Source organism: Metapseudomonas phytobenefica, from assembly GCF_043392685.1.
GTDB lineage: Bacteria > Pseudomonadota > Gammaproteobacteria > Pseudomonadales > Pseudomonadaceae > Metapseudomonas.
In genome coordinates this window covers 135963-160805 of the sequence record NZ_JBHZGM010000005.1, presented here as the reverse complement: position 1 = coordinate 160805, position 24843 = coordinate 135963, and the positions used below count along the sequence as shown (strand labels likewise).

General features: G+C 66.4%; 22 protein-coding genes. 8 read left to right on the top strand and 14 right to left on the bottom strand.

All coding sequences use genetic code 11. The annotated features are described in order from the left end of the window. Nucleotides 1-206 precede the first annotated feature (206 nt). Complete coding sequence (locus tag ACFW0B_RS06780) at nucleotides 207-1157, top strand: adenosine deaminase (protein ID WP_449147169.1); 951 nt, start codon at nucleotides 207-209, stop codon at nucleotides 1155-1157. A 94-nt stretch (nucleotides 1158-1251) separates the two neighbouring features. Here ACFW0B_RS06780 and ACFW0B_RS06775 read toward each other — a convergent pair whose 3' ends face one another. The 5 genes from ACFW0B_RS06775 to ACFW0B_RS06755 form a co-directional block, all read right to left on the bottom strand. Then, nucleotides 1252-1905 (bottom strand): 7-cyano-7-deazaguanine/7-aminomethyl-7-deazaguanine transporter, encoded by a 654-nt coding sequence (locus ACFW0B_RS06775; RefSeq protein WP_449147168.1) that lies wholly within the window; start codon nucleotides 1903-1905, stop codon nucleotides 1252-1254. A 200-nt stretch (nucleotides 1906-2105) separates the two neighbouring features. Further along, a complete protein-coding gene (locus ACFW0B_RS06770; protein WP_449147167.1) occupies nucleotides 2106-2639 on the bottom strand; it encodes a cytochrome b/b6 domain-containing protein in 534 nt (177 codons plus the stop codon). A 3-nt stretch (nucleotides 2640-2642) separates the two neighbouring features. Beyond that, complete coding sequence (locus ACFW0B_RS06765; RefSeq protein ID WP_449147166.1) at nucleotides 2643-2909, bottom strand: PepSY domain-containing protein; 267 nt, start codon at nucleotides 2907-2909, stop codon at nucleotides 2643-2645. A gap of 122 nt (nucleotides 2910-3031) precedes the next feature. Next, nucleotides 3032-5428 (bottom strand): PAS domain S-box protein, encoded by a 2397-nt coding sequence (locus ACFW0B_RS06760; protein ID WP_449147165.1) that lies wholly within the window; start codon nucleotides 5426-5428, stop codon nucleotides 3032-3034. 315 nt (nucleotides 5429-5743) lie between these two features. Then, the gene (locus ACFW0B_RS06755; RefSeq protein ID WP_449147164.1) at nucleotides 5744-6658 is read right to left on the bottom strand and encodes a LysR family transcriptional regulator; all 915 of its coding nucleotides are present in this window, start codon (nucleotides 6656-6658) and stop codon (nucleotides 5744-5746) included. Between the two features lie 275 nt (nucleotides 6659-6933). Between ACFW0B_RS06755 and ACFW0B_RS06750 the strand changes: the two genes are divergently transcribed. Then, nucleotides 6934-7947 (top strand): PAS domain-containing protein, encoded by a 1014-nt coding sequence (locus ACFW0B_RS06750; protein WP_449147163.1) that lies wholly within the window; start codon nucleotides 6934-6936, stop codon nucleotides 7945-7947. 12 nt (nucleotides 7948-7959) lie between these two features. On the opposite strand, the gene ACFW0B_RS06745 is transcribed toward ACFW0B_RS06750, so the two are convergent. The 3 genes from ACFW0B_RS06745 to ACFW0B_RS06735 all read right to left on the bottom strand — a co-directional run bounded on the left by ACFW0B_RS06745 (nucleotide 7960) and on the right by ACFW0B_RS06735 (nucleotide 13702). After that, nucleotides 7960-9150, bottom strand: coding sequence for a multidrug effflux MFS transporter (locus ACFW0B_RS06745; RefSeq protein ID WP_449147162.1), 1191 nt, complete (start codon nucleotides 9148-9150; stop codon nucleotides 7960-7962). A gap of 214 nt (nucleotides 9151-9364) precedes the next feature. Beyond that, nucleotides 9365-12514 (bottom strand): efflux RND transporter permease subunit, encoded by a 3150-nt coding sequence (locus ACFW0B_RS06740; protein ID WP_449147161.1) that lies wholly within the window; start codon nucleotides 12512-12514, stop codon nucleotides 9365-9367. A gap of 12 nt (nucleotides 12515-12526) precedes the next feature. After that, entirely contained in the window at nucleotides 12527-13702 is a 1176-nt protein-coding gene (locus ACFW0B_RS06735) for an efflux RND transporter periplasmic adaptor subunit (protein ID WP_449147160.1), read from the bottom strand. 146 nt (nucleotides 13703-13848) lie between these two features. Between ACFW0B_RS06735 and ACFW0B_RS06730 the strand changes: the two genes are divergently transcribed. Beyond that, nucleotides 13849-14469 carry a TetR family transcriptional regulator gene (locus ACFW0B_RS06730; protein ID WP_449147159.1) on the top strand — a complete coding sequence of 207 codons (621 nt, stop codon included), beginning with the start codon at nucleotides 13849-13851 and terminating at the stop codon, nucleotides 14467-14469. 71 nt (nucleotides 14470-14540) lie between these two features. Here the strand turns inward: ACFW0B_RS06730 and ACFW0B_RS06725 are convergent, their stop codons facing one another. Beyond that, entirely contained in the window at nucleotides 14541-14738 is a 198-nt protein-coding gene (locus ACFW0B_RS06725) for a heavy-metal-associated domain-containing protein (RefSeq protein WP_449147158.1), read from the bottom strand. A 149-nt stretch (nucleotides 14739-14887) separates the two neighbouring features. Between ACFW0B_RS06725 and ACFW0B_RS06720 the strand changes: the two genes are divergently transcribed. The 3 genes from ACFW0B_RS06720 to cueR all read left to right on the top strand — a co-directional run bounded on the left by ACFW0B_RS06720 (nucleotide 14888) and on the right by cueR (nucleotide 18199). Beyond that, nucleotides 14888-15259: a hypothetical protein gene (locus tag ACFW0B_RS06720; protein ID WP_449147157.1), complete on the top strand. Its 372-nt coding sequence runs from the start codon at nucleotides 14888-14890 to the stop codon at nucleotides 15257-15259. Between the two features lie 61 nt (nucleotides 15260-15320). Continuing rightward, complete coding sequence (locus tag ACFW0B_RS06715; protein ID WP_449147156.1) at nucleotides 15321-17705, top strand: heavy metal translocating P-type ATPase; 2385 nt, start codon at nucleotides 15321-15323, stop codon at nucleotides 17703-17705. A gap of 92 nt (nucleotides 17706-17797) precedes the next feature. Continuing rightward, nucleotides 17798-18199: a Cu(I)-responsive transcriptional regulator gene (gene cueR, locus ACFW0B_RS06710; protein ID WP_449147155.1), complete on the top strand. Its 402-nt coding sequence runs from the start codon at nucleotides 17798-17800 to the stop codon at nucleotides 18197-18199. Here cueR and ACFW0B_RS06705 read toward each other — a convergent pair. From ACFW0B_RS06705 to ACFW0B_RS06690, 4 genes are all read right to left on the bottom strand, one after another. After that, the gene (locus ACFW0B_RS06705) at nucleotides 18165-19067 is read right to left on the bottom strand and encodes an EamA family transporter (RefSeq protein ID WP_449147154.1); all 903 of its coding nucleotides are present in this window, start codon (nucleotides 19065-19067) and stop codon (nucleotides 18165-18167) included. The genes cueR and ACFW0B_RS06705 overlap by 35 nt on opposite strands. Nucleotides 19068-19253: 186 nt before the next feature. Beyond that, nucleotides 19254-19718, bottom strand: a complete 465-nt coding sequence (gene bfr, locus ACFW0B_RS06700) for a bacterioferritin (RefSeq protein ID WP_449147153.1) — start codon at nucleotides 19716-19718, stop codon at nucleotides 19254-19256. A gap of 66 nt (nucleotides 19719-19784) precedes the next feature. Beyond that, nucleotides 19785-20678: a PA4780 family RIO1-like protein kinase gene (locus tag ACFW0B_RS06695; protein WP_449147152.1), complete on the bottom strand. Its 894-nt coding sequence runs from the start codon at nucleotides 20676-20678 to the stop codon at nucleotides 19785-19787. Between the two features lie 162 nt (nucleotides 20679-20840). Further along, on the bottom strand, nucleotides 20841-21629 hold the full coding sequence (locus ACFW0B_RS06690) for an AraC family transcriptional regulator (RefSeq protein ID WP_449147151.1): 789 nt from the start codon (nucleotides 21627-21629) through the stop codon (nucleotides 20841-20843). Nucleotides 21630-21710: 81 nt separating this feature from the next. Between ACFW0B_RS06690 and ACFW0B_RS06685 the strand changes: the two genes are divergently transcribed. Together ACFW0B_RS06685 and ACFW0B_RS06680 are read left to right on the top strand one after the other, a co-directional pair. Then, nucleotides 21711-22715, top strand: a complete 1005-nt coding sequence (locus ACFW0B_RS06685) for a bile acid:sodium symporter family protein (RefSeq protein ID WP_449147150.1) — start codon at nucleotides 21711-21713, stop codon at nucleotides 22713-22715. A gap of 227 nt (nucleotides 22716-22942) precedes the next feature. Next, entirely contained in the window at nucleotides 22943-23242 is a 300-nt protein-coding gene (locus ACFW0B_RS06680; RefSeq protein ID WP_449147149.1) for a hypothetical protein, read from the top strand. Nucleotides 23243-23442: 200 nt separating this feature from the next. Here the strand turns inward: ACFW0B_RS06680 and ACFW0B_RS06675 are convergent, their stop codons facing one another. Continuing rightward, the gene (locus ACFW0B_RS06675) at nucleotides 23443-24720 is read right to left on the bottom strand and encodes an acetyl-CoA C-acetyltransferase (protein WP_449147148.1); all 1278 of its coding nucleotides are present in this window, start codon (nucleotides 24718-24720) and stop codon (nucleotides 23443-23445) included. Between the last annotated feature and the right edge of the window lie 123 nt (nucleotides 24721-24843).

Here is a 24843-nt window from a genome sequence, read left to right as displayed (position 1 = left end):
GCCAGCCGTTGTCCACGTCCAGCGGGGAAAAGATTGTGGATAGGCTTGGGAATATCCGCCGCAGCCCAGCGCTGGCGAGCCTTGCGCAAGACTGATCAAAAAACCAGCAGAACCAGTCAAATGGCGTGCGCCCGTGCGTGGCGAATGAATCCGCCCGAACAGCAGGTAAACTTTCCGCCATACCGCCCGAAGAAGAGACCCCCACCATGCACGAATGGCTGAATGCCCTGCCCAAGGCCGAGCTGCACCTGCACCTGGAGGGTTCGCTGGAACCCGAATTGCTGTTCGCCCTGGCCGAACGCAACAAGGTGGCGCTGCCATGGGCCGATGTGGAAACCCTGCGCAAGGCGTACGCCTTCAACAACCTGCAGGAATTCCTCGACCTCTACTACGCCGGTGCTGACGTACTGCGCACCGAGCAGGACTTCTACGACCTGACCTGGGCCTACCTGGAGCGCTGCAAGGCGCAGAACGTGATCCACACCGAGCCCTTCTTCGACCCGCAGACCCACACCGATCGCGGCATTCCCTTCGAAGTGGTGCTCTCCGGCATCCGCCAGGCCCTGGAAGATGGCCGCGAGCAACTGGGCATCAGCTCCGGACTGATCCTCAGCTTCCTGCGTCACCTGCCCGAAGAAGAGGCGCAGAAAACCCTCGACCAGGCCCTGCCCTTTCGCGACGCCTTCATCGCCGTCGGCCTGGACAGTTCGGAAAAAGGCCATCCGCCGAGCAAGTTCCAGCGGGTGTTCGACCGCGCCCGTGCCGAGGGCTTCCTCACCGTCGCCCATGCCGGCGAGGAAGGCCCGCCGGAATACATCTGGGAAGCCCTGGACCTGCTCAAGATCGAGCGTATCGATCACGGTGTGCGCGCCATCGAGGACGAACGGCTGATGCAGCGCATCATCGACGAGCAGATTCCACTCACCGTCTGCCCGCTGTCCAACATCAAGCTCTGCGTGTTCGAACACATGCGCCAGCACAACATCCTCGAGATGCTGGAGCGCGGCGTGAAGGTCACGGTGAACTCCGACGATCCGGCGTACTTCGGCGGCTATGTCACGGAGAACTTCGCTGCCCTGCACGAGCACCTGGGCATGACCGAAGACCAGGCCAGACGCCTCGCGCAGAACAGTCTGGATGCGCGGCTGATCAAATAAGGCAGCCGCTGAATTCGGGTGCGCTACGTGTGCCGGCTTCGACACCCTGTCGAACCGCTGGTGCGCATGGCGCCCCTACGGGATCGGGCGTTTCCTACGACGAAGGTGCCGCGCGCGGCGTCAGCAACCGCAGGATGCCGCCCAGCAGCACGCCGTAGAGCGGCACGAAGAGCACCAGGCTGATGGCCAGCTTGACGCCGTAGTCCACGGTGGCGATTTCCACCCAGTTCGCCGCCATGAAGGGGTTGTCGCTGCGCCAGAAGGCCACGGAGAAGAAGGCGAAGGTGTCCAGCAGGTTACCGGCGATGGTCGAGGCCGCCGGGGCGATCCACCACTGGCGCATTTTCCGCAGGCGGTCGAAGACCTGGATATCCAGCACCTGGCCCAGCACGTAGGCGAGGAAACTGGCCAGGGAGATGCGGGCGACGAAGAGGTTGAATTCGCCAAGGGCGGCGAAGCCCCGGAAGGCCGCCTCCTGGAACAGCACCGAGACCACATAGGAGGCCAGCAGCGCCGGGACCATGACCCGCGCGATGACCCGGCGCGCAGCCTGCTTGCCCATCAGGCGAACGGTGAGGTCGGTGGCCAGGAAGATGAAGGGAAAACTGAACGCGCCCCAGGTGGTGTGCCAGCCGAACAGGGTGATCGGCAGCTGCACCAGGTAGTTGCTGGCGATGATGATCAGGATGTGGAAGGCGATCAGGCCGGTCAGCGCCGGGCGCCAGACCGTGGGAGAAGCTGCGGGCATGGTGATGTGCATCCTTTTTGCCGATGGGGTGAGGGAACCCATGTCGCGGCCCCCTGGCCGGCGACGGCGCGCATTCTAACTTGACCCGGGAGTCAAGGAAAGACGGATAGCCCTGTGTGCGAATTCATTCGCGAACAAGTTCGCTCCCACAGATCGGTGCGACCCAGAAAATACCGATGAAAAGGGCCGCGATGCGGCCCTTAATCGTGCATCGCCTTGCGCCGCCCCGTCACCATCGACCAGGGCAGGTTCTCGCGCATGCGCAGGCTTTCCACTACCGAGGCGGCAACATGCAGGCAGGCCAGCCAGAACAGGCTGTCGGCCATGAAGACGTGGATATCCCGGGGCAGGTCCTCGCCCCAGAAGTAGTCGACTTCTTCCATCAGGAAGCCGGTGACGCCCAGGCCGGCCATCAGCAGCAGCATGAGGATCATCACCAGGCCGCCCAAGGGCGAGTGGCCCATGCGGTGCATGTGGCCACCTGTCAGCAGCGCCCTGGCGTGGGCCGCCAGGCGCGCCGGTTGCGGCCAGAAGTCCGCCCAGCGCGCAGGCCCGGGGCCGACGAAGCCCCAGACCAGGCGCACCAGCACCACCGCCACGGCGTAATAGCCAAGCCAGCGGTGCCAGCCGTCACCCGCCTCGTTGAGGAAGTAGTCACCGATGAAGGCGGCCACCAGGGACCAGTGGCCGATCCGCACCACCGGGTCCCAGAGGCGAACGGTCTCGGCGCTCACGGTTTAGTCCTCGATCTCCTGCTTGACCACCTTGCCGTCTACCGGGTTGAAGTAGATCTCGACCTTGCGCTTGTCCTTGTCCCAGCCATAGATCTCGTAGCAGTTGCCTTCGGTGACCTTGAACTTCTTGATGTCGTAACCCTGGGCCTTGAGATCGTCCTGGAACTTGGTCTGGTCTTGCCAGGTTGCCTTGTCGGCGCTGGTGCATTCGGTCTTGGCGAAGGTCAGCGGGCTGACAAGGGCCAGGGAAAGTAGGATGAGCTTACGCATGGTATTGACCTCGATTGATACATTGAAATGCACAAGACATTGCAAGGCGTTCTCATTCAGCGCCATGACAATGGAGCCTAGGTCAGGCCCCGATGACTGTCATTCGAGGGCGCCCAACGGTCTCAGCGATGTTCGACAGCGAATTGACCCCGACCTGCGTGTTTGGCCCGGTAGCAAGCTGTATCAGCCTGTTTCAGAAGCTCTGCAGGCTGCGCGTTAGCGCTGTGGATGCAGGCGATGCCGACGCTGGCACCGACGCGGAATTCCTGCCCTTCCCAGGTCAGCGTCAGGCCCTGGATCTGCTGGATGAGCCGCGCCGCCAGTTGTTCCGCCTGGGGCAGCGGGCAACTGCGCAGGATCAGCGCGAACTCGTCGCCACCCAGCCGCGCAAGCTGGTCGCCGGCGCGCACCTGGGCCTGCATCAGCCTGGCGAGCTGGCGCAGCATCTCATCCCCGGCAGCGTGGCCGGCGCTGTCGTTGACCTGCTTGAAGCGGTCCAGGTCGATGAAACAGAGCACGCTGTTGCCGTCGTTCTGCAGTACGTCGCGGCAGCTTTCGGCCAGGGCGTCCTCGAAGGCCGAGCGGTTGAGCAGGCCGGTCAGGGCGTCATGGGTGGCGGCATAGCGCAGGTGCTTCTGCATGGCCCTGGCTTCGCTGACATCGGTGAGCACCAGCACGCTGCCCAGCAGGGTTCCATCGCCCGCACGCATGGGCGCAGCCTGGCCACGCAACGCGATCAGGCCGCCGGCCGGGTGGTGTAACGATGCCAGGCCCTGGAGGCTGGCGGCGCTGCCCTGTTCCAGGCAGTCGCGCACCGGATTGGGCAGCAGGCGGCCATCTTCGCCCTCCAGCAGCAGCACCTGTTCGATGGGCAGGCCCCGGGCCTCGTCGCTGCACCAGCCACTGAGGCGTTCGGCCACCGGGTTGAGGAAGCTGACCCGGCCATCCAGGTCGGTGGTGATGACTGCGTCACCGATGGCATCGAGGGTCACCTGCAGGCGCTCACGCTCGTCGCGCAGGCGCTCGGCGAGCTGGCGCAGTTCGCTGACGTCCCAGTTGGTGCCGACCATGCGCAAGGGCCGACCCTGGGCATCGCGGATCAGGTGGGCGTGGCCCTTGAACACGCGCTGGCTGCCGTCGCCGCGGCGGATCCGGAACTCGATGTCCAGGCGCCGGCTGCCATCCCGGGCCGCCAGCACTTCGCGCTCGGCACGGGTGGCGTCATCCGGGTGCAGGTGGGCGCGCCAGTCGGCGTAATAGAGTTCGTCCCCCGCCGCACGACCATACAGGCGGTACATGCCCTCATCCCAGAGCAGGCGGTCGCTGACCAGGTCCCATTCCCAGACGCCAACGCCGCTGGCCTCGGTGGCCAGCGAGTAACGCCGAGCCAGTGCCGCTTCACGCTCTTCGGCACGCTTGCGACGATCGATGTCTTCGATCTGGGCGATGAAGTACAGCGGTTCCCCATCGTGGTCGCGCACCAGCGACACCGCCAGCAGGCCCCAGATTTCCCGCCCGCCCTTGTGCCGGTAGCGCTTCTCCAGGCGAAAGCTCTGGCGGCGACCGGCGATGACGTCCTGCACCAGTTCCAGATCACCGGCAAGGTCGTCCGGGAGGGTGACGTCCCGGAAGTTCAGCGCCAGGAGTTCTGTTTCTTCATACCCAAGCATTTCGCAGAGCGCGTGGTTGACCCGTTGCCAGCGGCCATCCAGCCCCACCAGGGCCATGCCGATGGCAGAGTGATCCATGGCATCGCGAAAGCGCGTTTCACTGGCCGCCAGTTCGCGGCGACGCTTGCGCAGTTGCTCCACCGACGAGGCCAGCAGCAGGGCCGGCAGTAACGACAGCAGCAGCGGCAGGTAGACCAGCAGGTCGTGCCAGCCCTTCTCCAGCTCCAGCGTTTCGAGCAGGCCGAGGGCGATGATCAGCCCACCGCTCACCGAGGTCAGCGCCACCAGCAGTGCGGTGCTGGCGAAGGTCAGGCGGACTGCCGCGATCATCAGCGGCAAGGACAGGTAGACGAAGGGGAACGGCAACAGCAACAAGACGAAAGGGGTGCCCAGTAGCACCACGCCGCCATACAGCAGCAGTTCGCGCCGGCGCCGCTCGCCGAGGATTTCCCACAAGCCCCGCTGGCGTATCCACACGGCCAGGGGCAGCACCGAAACGGCGCCGAGCATGGCGCCCTCGACCCAATACATCCAGCCACGCTCGAAGGAGCCCGTGCCCTGCCAGGCGAGGATGCTCGCCCCCAGGCTGGCACTGGCCAGCGGCGGCAGCAGGGCGCCGAAGAAGATGAACTGGAGGAAGGCGCCCGGACTTTCGTTCATCCGTAATGCGGCGCCGCTGACCCGCAGCAGGGCGGCCGCAAGCGTGATCTCCAGCAGGTTCGGCAGGACGAAGCCGACCGCTGCGGCAAGGGAACCGCCAAAGGTCAGGTTGGCCAGCACGTCGGCCAGCATCGCCGCCGCCAGCAAGGGCGGCCAGCGGCGCTGGGGCTGGTCCCAGAGCAGCGCCACGGCGAAGGCGTTGGCGTACCAGAGGGTGGCGATGCTACCGGGCTGGCGCGACAGCCAGACGGCCCCCCCCGGCCAGCAGCAGGTAGCCGGAGAACACCAGCAGCAGGGTTGGCAGGAAGCTTCCAGGCTCGCGCAAGCGAGGCATCAGTCGAGTCTCCAACGACTGGGGCCGGGCGCGGGCCCGGCTGGGATCAGACAGGTCGAGATCGGGTCAGCCACGGGAACCTCAATGCGGCCACGGCTTGTCCAGACGATAGCGGAACCTGGGTTACGCGCAATTCGACGTTCAGACGCCAATCTTGCCGCGCCCGGCACTCAACTCCAGGGCGCGCCGACGAGCAGCCTGGCACAGCGCGCCTGGACGAACTCGCGGAGCAGGCGCACCGGCTTGCTGAGCTGGGCGCGGTGGGCGCAGATCAGGTTCAGTGGCGTGGCTTGGCCGAGGTACTGCGGCAGCACCAGCTCCAGGCGTCCGGCGCGGACGTCATCGGCCACATCCAGCCAGGACTTGTAGATGATTCCCTGCCCCGAAAGCGCCCAGCGCCGCACCACATCGGCATCGTCGCAGACGCGGTTGCCGGTCACCGTCACCACCTGCTCGCGCCGGCCATCGCTGACGGTCCAGCGGTCGTGGACACGACCTCCCAGCTGATAAAGCAGGCAGTTGTGGCCGCTGAGCTCTTCGAGGCGGTGCGGACGACCGTGGCGCTCCAGATAAGCCGGCGCGGCACAGAGCACGCGGCGGTTGCCGGGCACCAGGGGCAGCGCCACCAGACTGGAGTCTTCCGGTTCGCCGTAGCGGATGGCGATGTCCACCGCCTGGCGGAACAGGTCGGCGACGCTGTCGCTGAGGTGCAGACGAATGCCCAGGCGCGGATGCTCGCGCTGGAAATCGTCGAGCCAGGGCAACAGCACATTGCGGCCGAAATCCGACGGGGCGGAAAGCTGCAGCATGCCGGCGATGTCCTCGCGGCCACCGGCCAGTTGCCGCTGCCCCTCGGTGAGGCTCTCCAGGGCGCTTCGCGCATGGGCCAGGAACTGCTCGCCTTCCGGGGTCAGGCGCAGGCTGCGGGTGGAGCGCACGAACAGGCGGGTGTCGAGCTGCTGCTCCAGGCGCTTGAGCGCGGCGCTGGCCACGGCGGGCGAGACGTCGCGCTTGCGGGCAGCGGCCGAGAGGCTGCCGTGGTCGGCGGTGCTGACAAACAGGGCGAGATCGTCGAGGCGCAGCATTTTCAAATCTCCATTGAAAGGCCTTCGCTTTCTAGCCGATTTTTCCTGTCTGCGAAATAACCGGACAGGGGCCCATCCCGCCCGGATGCGCAAGACCCGGACAGCCTCGAACAGCAGCGCTGGCTGGAAAAAGCATTTCCCGGTACGACGGCCCCTGACCGGCGAGCAGATGCGCGGGCGAACGGTCTGGTACGCGAGTGCGAAGAGATTAGAATTTTCCTGGTTTTGCCAGCGGTCGGCCGCACCGCATCGACTCTTCTCCACCGGGGTTCAGGATGCATCCCACCCTCGCCCGGCCCGCCATTCTCGCGGGCCTCTACCTGTCATGCGCAGGCGCCTGGCTGCTGGCCTGGGGAACCGGGCCGCTCGGCACCTTCGGACTCATCCTGCTCAGCGCCGTGCTGATCTTCTTCCTCGAACGCCGCCACCGCATGGGGCGCGAGCGCTTGCGCCAGGGGCTGCGGCGTACCAGCCTGCAACTGGAGCAGGCCCAGCGCGACGCCACCCTCGGCAACTGGGAATACGACCGCGGTTTCTCCTGGAGCCCCGGCGCCCAGCGCATCCTCGGCAGCGGAGGCGAAGACAGCGTCGACGGCCTGCTCAATTGCATTCACCCCGCCGACCGCAACGCCGTGCAGCGCGCGCTGGAATCGCTGATTCTTCATGGCGCCGCATTGACGGTAAACGCCCGCCTGAACCGGCCCAGCGACCAACCACCGGTCTGGCTGGCCCTACGCGGTGAAGCCCAGCCCGACGGCCGCGCCTTCGGCACGGTGCAGGACATCAGCGCCCAGAAACGCGACGAAGAAGCCTTGCGCGCCAGCGAACTGCGCTTTCGCCAGCTGTTCGAGCAGACCCCGCGCATCGCCGTGCAGGGCTACGACCGCCAGCGTCGGGTGATCTACTGGAACCGCGCCAGCGAGCAGCTCTACGGCTACTCGGTGGATCAGGCCATGGGCCGCCGCCTGGAAGAACTGATCGTCCCGCCAGCCATGCGCGACCAGGTGATTGCCGACATCAACAACTGGCTGATCGGCGGCACGGCGATCCCCGCCAGCGAGCTGACCCTGCAACGCCGTGACGGCAGCCCGGTGACGGTGTTCTCCAGCCACCTGCTGCTGCGCAACCTGCACAACCAGCTGGAGCTGTACTGCGTGGACATCGACTTCAGCGCCCTGAAGTCCGCGCGGGACGCGCTTCGCCAGAGCGAAAGCCGATACCAGGCGTTGCTGGACAGCCTCGGCCGGCGCGCGGCCGAAGGCCAATCAGGCAGCGGGGAACCGGGCTAGACGCCAGGCGAGTCAGCCCAGGGGCGCCGGGCCGCTGCGGTCGAGGCGCCTTGTCACCAGCGAGCAGGCCACTGCCGCGCAGCCGCACAGGCTGATGACCAGGGCCAGGGGCATGGCGCTGCCATCGTGCAGCCCCCCCACCAGCGCGGCGGCCCCCGCCGCCACGGCAAACTGCAGACAGCCCATCAACGCGGAGGCGCTGCCAGCGTTCTGGCCCTGGCCGGCCATGGCGCAGGCCGAGGCATTGGGCAGGATGCAACCCAGGCTGGCGATGCAGCCGAACAAAGGCAGCAGCAGCGGCCACAGTGCCTCGGTATGCAGGCTGGACACCGCCAGCAATGCCAGCGCGCACGCCAGGTAGAACCCGACCACCCGCCGCATCCAGAAGGCCGGCCCACGATGGCGCAGCAGGAAGGCGTTCACCTGCGCGACGAGGATGAAGCCCGCCGCGTTGGAGCCGAACAGCCAGCCGTAATGTTCCGGCGGCACGCCATAGAGCTGGATGAAGACGAAGGGCGAGCCGGCGATGTAGGCGAACATTCCGGCGATGGCGAAGCCGCCGGTCATGCCATAGGCGAGGAAATGCCGGTCGCCGAACAACCGCCGGTACTGCCCGAGGGCACCATTCAAGGGCGCACGCGGCATGTCGTTGGACAGGGTTTCCGGCAGCCAGGCGGCAAGGCCCAGCAGCACCAGCACGCTGAACAGGGTCAGCCCCCAGAAGATCGATTGCCAGCCGAACAGTTCCAGCAGCAGGCCACCGCCCAGCGGTGCCAGGATCGGCGCCAGCCCCATCACCAGCATCAGTTGCGAGAACGCCTTGGCCGACGCGATCGGGTCGCAGAGGTCGCGCACCACCGCCCGCGACACCACCATCCCGGCGCAACCGCCCAGCGCCTGGACGAAGCGTGCACCGATCAGCCATTCAAGGCTGGGCGCCAGGGCACAGGCCACCGACGCCAGGGTGAAGATGGTCACGCCCAACAGCAGCGGCGGGCGGCGGCCGAAACGGTCCGCCAGCGGGCCATAGATCAGCTGACCGAACGCCAGGCCGATGAAGTAGGACGCAAGGGTCAGCTGCACATGCTCCACATCGGTGACGAACGCCTTCGCCAGGGCGGGGAAGCTGGGCAGGTAGAAGTCGATGGCCATCGGGCCGAAAGCGCTGAGGGCGCCAAGGAGCAGGAGAATGCGGAAGGTCATGGTGATATCGGGCGCCATCCATTGCGGATCAGGCGCCAGATACTAACAGGGGATTTCACTGTTCTGTGGATACAGGTTGGGGCGGGCGGCGCTCCGCGAGCTTGCGAAACCCAACGCAGCGGACTTGCCCGGCTGTGTTGGGCCTCGTTCCTCGGACCAACCTACGGGGCCTTCGCGAATGAATTCGCCCCCACAATTAATTATCTTCAGGCCCCTAGCCCTCGTGGACCTCCTCGGCCTTGGGAGTCTTGGGCGCCTTCCCGCTCTCCAGCCAGTCCGAAGCCTTTTCCACCAGCATGAAGAACATGGGAATGAGGAAGGTCGCCAGCACGGTGGCGGCGAGCATTCCGCCGATCACCCCGGTGCCGATGGAATGGCGGCTGGCCGAGCCCGCGCCGGAGCTGATGGCCAGCGGCACGCAACCGAGGATGAAGGCCAGGGAGGTCATCACGATCGGGCGGAAACGCAGCTTGGCCGCCTCCAGCGCCGCCTGCACCGGTCCCATGCCCTGTTCGCGGCAGAGTACGGCGAACTCGACGATGAGGATGGCGTTCTTCGCCCCGAGGCCGATCAGGGTCACCAGGCCGACCTGGAAGTACACGTCGTTCTGGATGCCCCGCAGCCACACCGCGAGGATGGCGCCGAACACCGCGAAGGGCACCGCGGTGACCACCGCCAGCGGCAGGGTCCAGCGTTCGTACTGGGCGGCAAGGATGAGGAACACCATGATCAGGCCGAAGACGAATGCGGTGCTGCCGGAGCCGTGTGACGCGAGTTCCTGGTAGGCGGAACCGATCCAGCCGAGGCTGTAGTCCTCGCCCAGCACCTCGTTGGCCACCTCCTGCATCGCCTCCAGTGCCTGCCCCGAACTGTAGCCCGGCGCCGGCCCGCCCAGCACCTTGGCCGCCGGGTAGACGTTGAAGCGCGCGTAGGAATCCGGGCCGAGGATGCGTTCCACCCGCACCAGCGAGGACAGCGGCACCAGGTCGTCGGAGGCCGAGCGCACGTAGACCTGGCTGAGGTCATCCGGCTTGCGGCGGAACTCCGGCTCGGACTGCAGGCTCACCTGCCAGGTGCGCCCGTAGAGGGTGAAGTCGTTGACGTAGTAGCTGCCGAAGGTGGATTGCATGGCGGTGAATACATCGTTGATCGCCACCCCCAGGGCACGCGCCTTGGTGCGGTCGAGGTCGATGTAGTACTGCGGCACGTTGGCGTTGAAGGTGGTGTTCACCCCCGCCAGCTCGGGCCGCTTGGCGGCCGCGGCGACGAACTTCTGCACCACGGCTTCCAGCTGCTGCACGGTGCCGCCGCTGCGATCCTGGATATAGGACTCGAAGCCGCCGGTGGTGCTCATGCCGGTGATCGGCGGCGGGTTGAACGACATCACGATGCCGTCCTTCTGCCCGGCGCCCATCTGCATGAAGGTGCGCGTCAGGTTGCGCGCATCAAGTTCCGCCGTGGTGCGCTCGCTCCAGTCCTTCAGCGGCACGAAGGACACCCCGGCGTTGCTGCGGGTACCGAAGGTGAGGATGTCGAAACCGGCGAAGGTGACCACGTCCTGCACCGCCGGGTGCTTCATCAGTTCCTCGGTGACCGCGCTGGTGAGTTCTTCGGTGCGGGTCAGCGACGCCGCTGGCGGCAGGAAGTAGGCGTTGAGCACATAGCCCTGGTCCTCGTCCGGCACCAGCGCGCCGGGCACCCGCCCGAAGAGGATGACCAGCAGTGCGATCATCCCGCCGAACAGCGCCAGGCCAATCAGCGAACGCTTGAGGAAGAACTGCACCCCGGCGCCATAGCCATTGGTCATGCGCTCGAAGAAGCTGTTGAACCAGCGGAACGGCGCCGCCGGCTCTCCATGGGTGGGCTTGAGCATCAGGGCGCAGAGGGCCGGCGACAGGGTCAGCGCGACGATGCCGGAAATCACCACCGATACCGCAATGGTGATCGCGAACTGCTGGTACATCTGCCCCGCCAGGCCGCCGAGGAAGCCCACCGGGATGAACACCGCACAGAGCACCAGCACGATGGCGATGATCGGCCCGGTCACCTCCTCCATGGCCTCGATGGCCGCTTCGCGCGGGCCGATCTTCTTGGTCGACATCACCCGTTCGACGTTCTCGATCACCACGATGGCGTCGTCCACCACGATGCCGATGGCCAGCACCATGCCGAACAGCGTCAGCAGGTTGATGGAGAATCCGAGCATGTACATGCCGGCGAAGGTGCCCACCAGGGACACGGGGATCGCCAGCACCGGGATCAGGGTGGCGCGCCAGTTCTGCAGGAAGATGAACACTACCAGCACCACCAGCAGCAGGGCTTCGAAAAAGGTCTTGATCACTTCCTCGATGGAGACCTGGACGAATTTGGTGGTGTCGTAGGGGATCTTGTAGGCGATGCCCTCGGGGAAGCGCTTGGCCAGCTGCTCCATGGTTGACTTCACCGCATCGGCAGTGTCCAGCGCGTTGGCACCCGGTTGCAGGTAGATGCCGAAGGCGGCGTTCTGCTGGCCGTTGAGGGAGGTCATCAGAGAGTAGTCCTGGGCCCCCAGTTCCACCCGCGCCACATCCTTGAGCAGCAGGCTGGCGCCGGTGGCGTCGGAACGCAGGATGACGCTCTCGAACTCCTTGGGATCGGTGAAACGGCCCTGGGTGGTCACCGTGTAGGTGAAGTCCTGGGGCTGGTTCAAAGGTTGCTGGCCGAAGCTGCCAGCGGCGAACTGGGAGTTCTGCTCGCGGATGGCGTTGACCACGTCGGTCGGGGTGAGGTCGTACTGCGCCAGCTTGTCCGGGCGCAGCCAGATGCGCATGGAGTAATCCTTGGAGCCGAACTGGCTGGCATCGCCGACGCCGGGAATCCGCTTCAGCTCGTCGATCACGTTGATCAGCGCGTAGTTGCTGATGAAGATCGGATCGCGGGAATTGTCCGGCGAATAGAGGGTGACCACCTGGAGGATGTCGGAGGATTTCTTCTCCACCTTCACGCCCTGCCGGCGCACCTCTTCGGGCAGCTTGGCGAGCGCGGCCTGGACCTTGTTGTTGACGTCGATGGTGGCCTGGTCGGGGTCGCGGCCCACCTCGAAGTACACCGTCAGGCTCATGGCGCCGCTGCTGTCGGAGTTGGACAGCTGGTAGATCATGCCCTCCACGCCGTTGATTTCCTGCTCCAGGGGCGCGGCCACGGTTTCCGCGATCACCTGCGAACTGGCGCCGGGGTAGACGGCGCTGACCGACACCTGGGGCGGAAGGATTTCAGGGTACTGGGCGATCGGCAGTGCGCGCATGGCGGCCAGGCCGGCGAGTACGATGACGATGGAGATCACCGCAGCGAAGACGGGTCTGTCGATGAAGAAGCGCGAGATCACGGCGGGCGCTCCTCAAGATTGCTTGGCTGCTTGTTCGGCGTCGGCCTTGCTGGCCTCCACCGCCTTCACCGGCGAGTCGGGGCGTACCTTGGGCAGGCCTTCGACGATCACGCGGTCGCCGGCGGAAACGCCGGACTCGATCACCCAGCGGCCGTCGCGGGTGTCGCCAGTCTTGACCTGGCGCACCCGCGCCATGCCGTCCTTGTCGACCACATAGACGAAGGTGCCGCGTGGCCCCTGGGCCAGGGCGCGTTCGGGCACGGTGATGGCCTGCGGACGGGTGAAGCCCTTCACCAGGACCCGCACGAACATGCCGGGCAGCAGTTTCTGCTCAGGATTGGGCACCACGGCGCGGGCACTGACGGTGCCGGTACCGGTGTTGACGAAGCTGTCGGTGAAGTCCACGCGGCCGGAAAGCGGGTAGGTGGAACCGTCGCCGAACTTGAGGTCAGCGCTCAGCATGCCATCCGGGGGCAGTTCGATCGTGCCTTGCTTCACGCCGTCCCGCAGGCGCTCGGCCTCGGTATCCGGGTAGGCGAAGTTGACGTAGATGGGATCGAGCTGGGTGAGCTGGGTCAGCAGGCTGCCGTTGGGGTCGCCGGCCACGATGAGGCTGCCTTCGGAGCGGGTTTCCTTGCTGGTCATCCCGGAAATGGGCGCTTCCACCGTGGTGTAGTCGAGGTCGATCTGCCGCGCCTTCACCTCGGCCTGGGCGGCTTCGACGTTGGCCTTGCTCTGCTCGAAGTTGGAAATCGCGTTGTCCAGTTCGCTTTCGCTGGCGTAGCCCTTCTTCTGCAGTTCACGGGTACGTTTCAGGTCGCGTTCGGTCTGGCGGTAGCGCGCCTGCTCCTGAGCCAGGGCACCCTTGGCCCGCGCCAGGGCCGCTTCGTAGGTGCGCGGGTCGATGCGGAACAGGATCTCGCCCTGCTTCACCCGGCTGCCTTCGGTGTAGGTGCGCTGCTGGAGAATGCCGCTCACCTGGGCCCGCACTTCCACCTCGCGATATCCCGCAGTGCGCCCGGCGTACTCCAGGACCAGCGGCAACGGCGCGGCACTGGCGGTTTCCACTATCACTTCCGGGGCGGGCGGTGCACCGCCTGGGGCATCGGCGGCCCCCGCTGAGCCAGCAAAACTGGCGCTTGCGACGATTAGTGCAAGGCTGAAGGGAAGGCTGCGAACAAACGGCATAAGCTGTCTCCATACGGTGCCGAACTGGCAAAAGATCGGGCGCGGAGCGCTACATCCACGTTTGTATGCAAGTGATTGTTTACCGCCCAAAATCGGTAAACTCCGCCCCCCAAACAAGAAGCCTAGACAGTATTGGCCCAACTGCTATGCGCAGAACCAAAGAAGAAGCAGAGAAAACCCGCGGGGCGATCCTGATCGCAGCCGAACACCTGTTCCTGGAAAAAGGCGTGGCGCACACCTCCCTCGAGCAGATTGCCCGTGCCGCCGGCGTGACCCGGGGCGCCGTCTACTGGCACTTCCAGAACAAGGCGCATCTGTTCCACGAAATGCTGTCCCAGGTGCGCCTGCCCCAGGAGCAGATGATCGACCGCCTGTGCGACTGCAACGGGCAGGACCCGATGCTGTCGCTACGCGACCTGTACCTGGAGGCCATCGTCAATCTGGCGCGGGACGAGCAGCGCCAGCGGATCTTCAACATCCTGCTGCACCGCTGTGAATTCACCGAGGAATTGCGTGAGGCCGAAGAGCGCCATTACGCCTTCGTCGACCAGTTCATCCAGCTCTGCGAAGCCCTGTTCGCGCGCCCCCTCTGCCGCGAACGCCTGCGCCCGGGCATCACGCCGTTGCAGGCATCGCGGGCGCTGCACGCCCTGATGGTCGGCCTGTTCAGTGACTGGACCCGCGACCCGACGCTGTTCGACCCGCTGACGGATGCCGCCCCCATGGTGAACGCGCTGTTCCGCGGGCTGGTGAAGGATTGGGACTGATCCGGCAGCCCCGACACTCATCCGTGGGAACGAATTCACTCGCGATTGAAATCTCCCACAGGGAGCGGACGTCAGGCCGTCTCGGCCTGATAACCCTCTTCGCGAATCGCCTCCAGCACCTGCTCTTGCGCCAGCCGGCTGGCGACCCGGACTTCACCCGCCGCCAGGTCCACCTGCACTTCGGCAGCCTGGTCGCGGGCCTGCACGGCCTGGGTGATGGCGCGGACGCAATGGCCGCAGGACATGCCTTGAACCTTGAATACCTGCATGGTCGTTCTCCTTGGGAGTGGAAACTGGGGTCAGTCTCATCCTTCCCACCGTGGCAAGGTCAAGAGGCCTTTTTGCCGCCTGCATCCGCACCGACGGGTTCATGCCGCAGAACTAGAATGGTGCTGTCCACCCGCAAGAGATTCCCGCCATGTACGGCTTGCGCCCTGCCCTTCTGGCCCTTCTGGCCGTGCCCTTGCTGGCCCAGGCCCAGCCGCCCGTCGACTACGGTGTGCTGGTCATCTCCCGCGAGCGCATCGAACTGGCCACCGCCTGCGACGTCGGCCTCTACCTGGAAGACCAGTTGGCCGCGCGCCTGGTGCAGGGGCAGATCGTGTCCTTCAACCTGCCGCCGGGACCGGTATCGATCCGCCTCAGCCTGCTCGGACCGGGGAGCTGCAAACCGGGCATCGAACAATTGCGCCAGCAGACCATCACCCTGGGGGCCGGCGAGGTGCGCAAGTACCGTCTCGCGCAGGGCACGGAAGGCCTGTACCTGGTGCCGACCACAGCGGTGCAATGAGCGCTTGACCTTACCCGTGTGTCAAGGTTGATCCTAGTCCGCAGATTAGGAGGATCAGTCCATGACCCAGTCGATTTCCATCGATCTGCCCATCAGCGGAATGACCTGTGCCAGCTGTGCTGGACGGGTCGAACGCGCCCTGGCCAAGGTGCCGGGCGTGCAGACCGCCAGCGTCAACCTGGCCACTGAACAGGCCCGCGTCGAGGCTCCGGGCGACAGCCTGCCGGCCCTGGTGGCGGCCGTCGAGGCGGCGGGCTACCAGGTTCCCGCCCAGCGCCTGGAACTGGCCATCGGCGGCATGACCTGCGCCAGTTGCGCCGGCCGCGTGGAACGCGCGCTGCGCAAGGTGCCTGGCGTGGCGCAGGTGAGCGTGAACCTGGCCAGCGAACGCGCCCATCTGGAGCTGTTCGGCCAGGTGGACAGCGCCGCCCTGATCCGCGCCGTGGAAGGCGCCGGCTACAGCGCCAGCCGGGTGGACGAAACCCGGCCTTCCGTCGACGATGCCGAGGCCCGCCTGAGCCGTGAGCGCTGGGCGGTACTGCTCGCCCTCGCCCTGGCCCTGCCGCTGGTGGTGCCCATGCTGCTGGAATGGTTCGGCGGCCACTGGATGCTGCCGGCCTGGGTCCAGTTCGTCCTGGCGACGCCGGTGCAGTTCATCCTCGGTGCGCGCTTCTATCGCGCCGCCTGGAAGGCGGTGAAGGCCGGCACCGGCAACATGGACCTGCTGGTGGCCATCGGCACCAGCGCCGGCTACGGCCTGAGCCTCTACCAGTGGTGGGCGACGCCACCCGGCCAGATGCCGCACCTGTATTTCGAAGCCTCGGCGGTGGTGATCGCCCTGGTGCTGTTGGGCAAATACCTGGAAAGCCGCGCCAAGCGCCAGACCAGTGCCGCCATCCGCGCCCTGGAGGCCCTGCGACCGGAACGTGCCACCCGCCTGCGTGAAGGCCGCGAGGAAGAAGTCGCCATCGCCGCCCTGCAACTTGGCGACCTGCTGGTGGTCAAGCCCGGCGAGCGCTTCCCGGCCGACGGCGAAGTCAGCGAGGGCCAGAGCCACGCCGATGAAGCCCTGATCAGCGGTGAAAGCCTGCCGGTGCCGAAGCAGCCCGGCGACCGCGTCACCGCCGGCGCGATCAACGGCGAAGGCCGGCTGCTGGTGCGCACCACGGCCCTGGGCGGCGAAACCGTGCTGGCGCGGATCATCCGCCTGGTGGAAGACGCCCAGGCCGCCAAGGCGCCGATCCAGAAACTGGTGGACAAGGTCAGCCAGGTGTTCGTCCCGGCGGTCCTGCTCATCGCCTTCGCCACCCTGGTGGGCTGGCTGCTGGCCGGCGCCGGCATCGAGACCGCGTTGATCAACGCCGTGGCCGTGCTGGTGATCGCCTGCCCCTGCGCCCTGGGCCTGGCCACGCCCACCGCGATCATGGCCGGCACCGGCGTCGCCGCGCGTCACGGCATCCTGATCAAGGACGCCGAAGCCCTGGAAGTCGCCCACGCGGTGCAAGCGGTGGCCTTCGACAAGACCGGCACCCTCACCTCCGGCAGCCCGCGCATCGCCCACCTGATGGCGCGCAATGGCGACGAAGGCGAGCTGCTGCAACTGGCCGGCGCCCTGCAGCGCGGCAGCGAGCACCCGCTGGCCAGGGCGGTGCTGGACGCCTGCGCCGAACGCAACCTCGAAGCCCCCACGGTAGACGCCAGCCAGGCCCTGGCCGGACGCGGCATCCAGGGGCGGGTGAACGGCCGCCTGCTTGCCCTCGGCAACCGTCGCCTGCTGGACGAGCAGCATCTCCCGCCCGGCGACCTGGCCGATCCCGCCAAGGCCTGGGAAGCCGAAGGGCGCACCCTCTCCTGGCTGCTGGAACTGGAACCGGAACGCCGCGTGCTGGGCCTGTTCGCTTTCGGCGATACCCTGAAGGACGGTGCGGCTGACGCCGTGGCAGCCCTGCGCCAGCGCGCCATCCGCAGCCACCTGATCACCGGCGACAACCGCGGCAGCGCGCGGGTAGTGGCAGAGGCGCTGGGCATCGAGTCGGTGCATGCCGAGGTGCTGCCGGCGGACAAGGCCGCCACCGTGGCTGAACTCAAGGCCAATGGCGCCGTGGTCGCCATGGTCGGCGACGGCATCAACGACGCCCCTGCCCTGGCCGCGGCCGACGTCGGCATCGCCATGGGTGGCGGCACGGACGTGGCCATGCACGCGGCCGGCATCACCCTGATGCGCGGCGATCCGCGCCTGGTGCCGGCGGCCCTGGATATCTCCCGGCGCACCTATGCGAAGATCCGCCAGAACCTGTTCTGGGCCTTCATCTACAACCTGATCGGCATTCCCCTGGCCGCCGCCGGCCTGCTCAGCCCCGTGGTGGCGGGCGCGGCCATGGCGCTGTCCAGCGTCAGCGTGGTGAGCAACGCCCTGCTGCTGAAAACCTGGAAGCCGAATGATTGAGTGGCAGCGTGTTTTGTAGGGTGGGCTTCAGCCCACCGAGAAGTCCTTCGTGGGCTGAAGCCCACCCTGCGAGATGATTCGAGGAAACGCCAATGAACATCGGCCAAGCCGCCAAGAAAAGCGGGCTGACCGCGAAGATGATCCGCTACTACGAAGGCATTGGCCTGCTGCCGGAAGCGGGACGCAGCGACAGCGGCTACCGCCAGTACAGCAGCCAGGACCTGCACACCCTGGCCTTCATCAAGCGCTCGCGGGACCTGGGCTTTTCACTGGAGGAAGTGGGCCGGCTGCTGCAGCTCTGGCAGGACCGCCAGCGCGCCAGTGCCGACGTGAAGGCCCTGGCCCGCGACCATATCGAGGCGCTGAACCGCAAGATCGCCGAACTGGCCGGCCTGCGCGACACCCTGCAGGAGCTGGTGGATCACTGCCAGGGCGACCACCGCCCGGACTGCCCGATCCTCAAGGACTTGGCGTCAGGCGGTTGCTGCCACTGAGCACGCGATCGATTGCCGACTTGGGCAACACGGTGATCGCCAGCCCCACGAACACCAGCGCGCAAGCCGCCCAGCCAGCGGCGCTGAGCTGTTCGCCCAGCAACAACCAGCCGGCCAGCAGGCCGGACACGGGCACCGCCAGGGCAAAGGGCGTCACCAGGCTGGCCGGGTAGCGTTGCAGCAGGAAACTCCACAGGCCGAAGCCCACGGTGGTGGCGAGGAAAGCGATGTACACCAGCGCGCCGATGCCCCCCCAGCTCGGATGACTCAGGGCAGTGGCGATGGCCTCAGGGCCTTCGAAGAAGTAGGAAAGCGCCAGCAGGGGAAGCGGCGGGATCAGGCTGACCCAGCAAATCAGCCGCAGCATGTCCGTCGCACCGCTGCGCTTGGTGGCGATGTTCGCGAAGGCCCAGGCCAGCGCCGCGGCAATCACCAGCATGAACGCCAGCAGGCTGTCCCCCAGCGGCCGGCCCAGGCCGATCAACACCAATCCGCAGGCAGCCAGAAGCAGCCCCAGCAGACCACGCCGGCTGGGGCGCTCGCCCAGGAACACGGCGGCGATCAGAACGGTGAAGAACACCTGGCTCTGCAGTACCAGCGACGACAGCCCGGCCGGCATGCCGATGTGCATGCCCACGAAAAGCAGGCCGAACTTCACCACGCCCAGCAGTACGCCGATCTGCACGATGCGCCAGAACGGCGCCGGCATCGGCCCGCGCAGGAACAGCAGGGGCAGCGCCGCAAGGGCGAAGCGCAGGGCGCAGAACAGCAGCGGCGGAAAATCCTCCAGTCCGACCTTGATCACCACGAAGTTGACGCCCCAGATCAGGGTGACCAGCAAGGCCAGGAGAATGTGCGGCAGAGACATGGCGAGTGCTCCGGGAACAGAGCAACACGCTAGCAGCCGGGCGCCAAAATGTATGGATACAGATGCCGCGGAAAATTATGGCGGGCTGTATGGGGCCTTGTGGGGGCGAATTCATTCGCGAATGGCGCGGCACGACGCCCAACGAAAAAGGGCCGCAAGCGCGGCCCTTCTTTCACCCCGAAACCATCAGGCCTGCGACTGCAGGTAGTTCTCCAGGCCGACGCGATCGATCAGGCCAAGCTGCTGTTCCAGCCAGTAGGCGTGATCTTCTTCGGTGTCCTTGAGCTGGGCGACGAGGATGTCGCGGCTCATGTAGTCCTTGTGCTTCTCGCAGAGAGTGATGCCCTTGCTCAGCGCAGCGCGTACTTCGTATTCCAGCTTGAGGTCGGCGCGCAGCATGTCCGGTACGGTGTTGCCGGGATGGATAGGCCGCGGGCGCATGTCCGGGGTGGCTTCGAGGAAGAGGATGCGCTGCAGCAAGGCATCGGCGTGCTGGGTTTCTTCTTCCATCTCGTGGTTGATGCGCTCGAACAGTTTGTTGAAACCCCAGTCCTGATACATCCGCGAATGCAGGAAGTACTGGTCACGGGCAGCCAGTTCGCCGCGCAACAGATCCTTCAGGTACTCCACCACTTCGGCTTGGCCTTGCATCTGTCCATCTCCTGAAAAAACCAATGAGCAAGGATCGTGCGGTGTCCCGGACAGGTCAAGTGCGACTCAGGCGCGCATCCACGGCGGCGTGGGCTCTTCTCGCCCTGCCGGCTCGTCCTGCCCGGCCAGCAGCGCCTGGCGACGGGCTTCTTCGGCCAGGGCGGCCTTGATCTCGCGCATCACCGCATCCAGATCAGCGGCGTCCTCGGGTTCGGCGAACTGGCCGGTGAGCCGGGTCTCCGGGGTCAGACTGCCTTCCTCGTAGCGGGCCCACATCTCCTTGGCGTAGCGGGTGTATTTCAACTCGGGCGCGAACTGCCCGAAGTAGGCGGCCATGTTGCCGACATCACGTTCCAGCATGCGGAAGGCGTGGTTGTTGCCGGCGGCGTCCACCGCCTGGGGCAGGTCGATGATCACCGGGCCGCAGGGATCGAGCAGCACGTTGAACTCGGACAGGTCGCCATGCACGAGGCCGGCGCAGAGCATCTTGACGATCTCGCCGATCATGAAGGCATGGAATTGGCGGGCGTCCTCGGGGGTCAGGTCGACATCGTTCAGGCGCGGGGCGGCATCGCCCTCGCCGTCGCTGACCAGTTCCATCAGCAGCACGCCATCGAGAAAGTCATAAGGCTTGGGCACCCGGACGCCGGCATTGGCCAGGCGGAACAGCGCCGACACCTCAGCGTTCTGCCAGGACTCCTCGCGCTCGCGGCGGCCGTACTTCGAGCCCTTGGCCATGGCGCGGGCGTCACGGCTGTTGCGCACCTTGCGGCCCTCCTGGTACTCGGCGGCCTGGCGGAAGCCGCGCTTGTTGGCCTCCTTGTAGACCTTGGCGCAACGCAGCTCGCTGCCGCAGCGCACGACATACACGGAGGCTTCCTTGCCGCTCATCAGCGGACGCAGGACTTCATCGATCAGGCCATCTTCCAGCAGTGGCTCGAGGCGCTTCGGGGTCTTCATGCAGGTGCAGCAGGTGCCTTCACGGAAGAGGAGGGAATGGGCCGACGTTATACGGCATGCGCGCAGCGGCGGCTATCCACGCAGTGAAAGGCTGCGACGAAGTGCCTCGATCGCATAGCGCACCATGGGCGGCTGCCTGTAGGGGCGATCCCTCGGCTGCATCTATCGGAACAACTCACCGGGCGTCACCCCGAACAGGCCCTTGAATGCGGCGATGAAGGCCGAGGGTGATTCGTAGCCGCTGGCCAGGGCCACTTCGGTGACGCTGACACCGCCCTCCAGGGGCTGCAGGGCGGCCAGCAGGCGCAGGCGTTGCCGCCACTGGCGAAAGCTCAGCCCCGTCTCGCGCTGGAAGGCGCGGGTCAGGGTCTTTTCCGAAGTGTTCAGGCGCGCCGCCCATTCCCCCAGGCTGAGACCAAGGTCAGGCTGCGCCACCAGTTCGCTGCACAACCGCAGCAGGCGGGGCTCGGCCGGCATCGGCAGGGAGAAGCCCGCCTCCGGCAAGGCGCGGAGCTGGTCCAGCAGCACGGCGGCCAGCCGCGCCTCGGCGCAGTCGCCCTCGGGATACTCCACCGGCAGCTCACAGAAGGCCTTGATCAGCTCGCGCGCCAGCGGCGTCACCTCCAGCACCCGGCAATGTTCCGGGGCCCAGGCGCTGGCATCGCGGCGCACATAGAGACTGCGCATCTCGGCGTTCACCGAAGTCGCCACCTCATGCTCCATCCCGGCCGGCACCCACACCGCCCAGTGCGGCGGCGCGTAGTAACTGCCCTCGGCGGTGTGCACGCCGAGCACGCCACTGATGGCGTAGGAAAGCTGCACCCAGTCGTGGCTGTGACGGGCCGTCCAGGAACCGGCGCGCAGGCTTTCCGCACGGGCATAGAGGGGTCGGGGCAATTGCTCGAGCCGGGGAATCTGGCGTTGCAGGTCGACTTGTCCGTTTTGCGACATAGGTTGATCTCATGTCGTTAGACGGTCGGATTCTGCGCCCGCTAGTCTCCGCCCACAAGTTCGCTCGATGCCGGAGGCCCCATGTCAGCACTCAAACCCCTGAAACGCCTGTTCACCGACTGGTTCCTCGGCGGCATGCTGCTGGCAGTGACCCTGGCCTGGCTGTTCCCCGACGTCGGCAAGCACGGCGGCAGCCTGCATGCCGGCAGCCTGATCAACGCCGGGGTGTTCCTGGTGTTCTTCCTCCACGGCATCAACCTGTCCACCGAGCAGATCAGGAAGGGCCTGGGTAACTGGCGCCTGCACGTCATGGTGCAGGTCTTCACCTTCGCCATCTTCCCGCTGTTCTGGCTGGTGGCGAACAAGCTGCTGGGCGGCCAGGTGCCGCCCGCGCTGATGCTGGGGTTCTTCTATCTCTGCGCCCTGCCCTCGACCATTTCCTCGTCCGTGGCCCTGACCGGCAGCGCCGGCGGCAACGTGCCGGCGGCCATCCTCAACGCCAGCCTGTCGAGCCTGCTGGGGGTGTTCCTGACGCCCTGGCTGATCAGCCTGGTGGCCGATGCCAACGGCGGCATCGACCTCGGCCAGACCCTGCTCGACCTCAGCCTGCTGCTGCTCCTGCCGCTGGTACTCGGCCAGGTGCTGCGCCCGCTGTGGGGCAGGTTCTTCGCCCGCTACAAGCGCTACACCGGGATCTTCGACAAGCTGGTGATCCTGCTGCTGGTGTTCGCCTCCTTCAGCGACTCGGTGGCCGGCGGCCTCTGGCAGCAGCAAGGACCGGAAACCCTGATCGTCGCCTTCGTCGGCTGCGCCCTGCTGCTGGCCCTGATGCTCTGGCTGACCACCCGCTCCGCCCGGAGCCTGGGCTTCAACCATGAAGACGAAGTCGCCGCGGTGTTCTGCGCCACCAAGAAGTCCCTGGCCGCCGGCGCGCCGATGGCCGCGATCATCTTCGGCGCCAGCCCGGCGCTGGGCCTGATCCTGCTGCCGATCATGCTTTACCACCAGATGCAGCTGATCGTCTGCGCGGTGATGGCCGAGCGTTATTCCCTGCGCGGCCGGGCCCTGGCGGCCAGCGCCGCCTGATCCCAGCCCTCGCCCCCACAGGGCGGGGGTGGCCCCACTTCCGGGGGTATTCCCCACTCGCAGCCTTGCCCGCCACCAGCGCCCGCGCGCCGGCCTCGCTGCAGAGCGCCCCTGCGTTTCTGGCACGGCGGTTGCTCCGTAGCCGGTGCAACGGCGCCGTACCCAGTTGCAGGCCAGGACGCCGGTATGCGTCCGAATGCACTCGTGCAATAGGGAGGTTCATTCCAATGGCTGACTCCAGACTGCTGTACGCCCCCAGGCTGCTGCCCGAAGCCGCCCTCAAGGGACGAGGGCCGCCCCCGACCGAGCGCAACGAGTCCCCCTGGATCGAGTACGTGGTCGGGCAATGGGTGGTGCTCAAGCGCCGCCGTGCTGCGCCGGCGGAACGGCGCAGCCTGCACGCCATGCGCAGGCATATCGACACCCTGCTGGAACAGGGCTGGAGCATCACCGGCCGGGACCCGGTGCGCCTGGAGCGCCAGCATCAGGTCAAGATCGTTTGGGAGGGTGTGCTGATCGATTGTTGAAATACGAGGCGCGCGCTCGGTTAGCCAGCGGAATGGCGGTGTCTGCCAACCATTCCTTACATGAACGGGCTACGAATTGCTGCGAACCACCGGAGCTTTCGCGCACGAAAAAAAGGGCGGCCCCGACATTGCGGGCCGCCCTAAATCACGGAGTTGCTTACATCAAGTGTCTGCGATGACTTGCAGCCACGGGTATTGGATTACTTTTCGAGGATCGCGGTCACACCTTGCCCACCGGCGGCGCAAATCGAGATGAGCCCGCGCCCCTCGCCCGCCACCGACAGCAACTTGGCGAGGTTGGCGACGATGCGCCCGCCCGTGGCGGCGAAGGGGTGGCCGGCGGCCAGGGAGCTGCCCTTGACGTTCAGCTTTTCGCGGTCGATGGCGCCCAGCGGCTGGTCCAGGCCAAGGCGGGTCTTGCAGTACTCGGCGTCCTCCCAGGCCTTGAGGGTGCAAAGCACCTGGGCGGCGAAAGCTTCGTGAACTTCATAGAAATCGAAATCCTGCAGCGTCAGGCCATTGCGCGCGAGCAGGCGCGGCACCGCATAGGCCGGCGCCATCAGCAATCCCTCCTTGCCGCCGACAAAATCCACCGCCGCCGCTTCGCCATCCCGGAAGTAGGCGAGGATCGGCAACCCGCGCGCCTGGGCCCATTCCTCGCTGGCCAGCAGCACCACCGAGGCGCCATCGGTGAGGGGCGTGGAGTTGGCCGCCGTCAGGGTGCCCTGAGGGCCGCGCTCGAACACCGGCTTCAGGCTCGCCAGCTTCTCCGGGTCGATGTCCGGACGCAGGTTCTGGTCGCGATTCAGGCCCCGGAAGGGGGTCATCAGGTCGTTCTGCCAGCCTTCGGCATAGGCTGCCGCCAGCTTCCGGTGGCTGGCCACGGCGAGCTGGTCCTGCTCATCGCGGGGGATGGCCCAGGTCTGCGCCATCAGCTCGCAGTGCTCGCCCATGGACAGCCCCGTGCGCGGCTCGCCGTTGCGCGGAATGTGCGGCGCCAGATGGCGCGGACGCACCTTCAGCAGGGCCTTGATCTTGTCGCCGGTGGTCTTGCCGCGATTGGCCTCCAGCAGGATCTTGCGCAGTTCCTCATGCACGCCGATGGGCGCATCGGAGGTGGTGTCCACGCCGCCGGCGATGCCGCACTCGATCTGCCCCAGGGCGATCTTGTTGGCCACCAGGATCGCCGCCTCCAGGCCGGTACCGCAGGCCTGCTGGATATCGTAGGCCGGGGTTTCCGGCGCCAGGCGCGAGCCCAGCACGCATTCGCGCGCCAGGTTGAAGTCGCGGGAATGCTTGAGCACCGCACCCGCCGCGAACTCGCCCACGCGCACGCCGTGAAGATTGAAGCGTTCCACCAGGCCCTCGAGGGCGCTGGTCAGCATGTCCTGGTTGCTGGCCGTGGCGTAGACGGTATTGGAGCGGGCGAAGGGGATGCGGTTGCCGCCGACGATGGCGACCCGGCGAAGCTGGGCCATGATGACTCCTTCCAATGAGGGTTTGCAGGTTGCAGTGTCGGCTACAAGACTAGACGCCAGGATTGGCCGACTTGCCGGCCGGCAGGTCAGCGCGGTCAGTGGCGCACAACCTGCCTCTGCGTA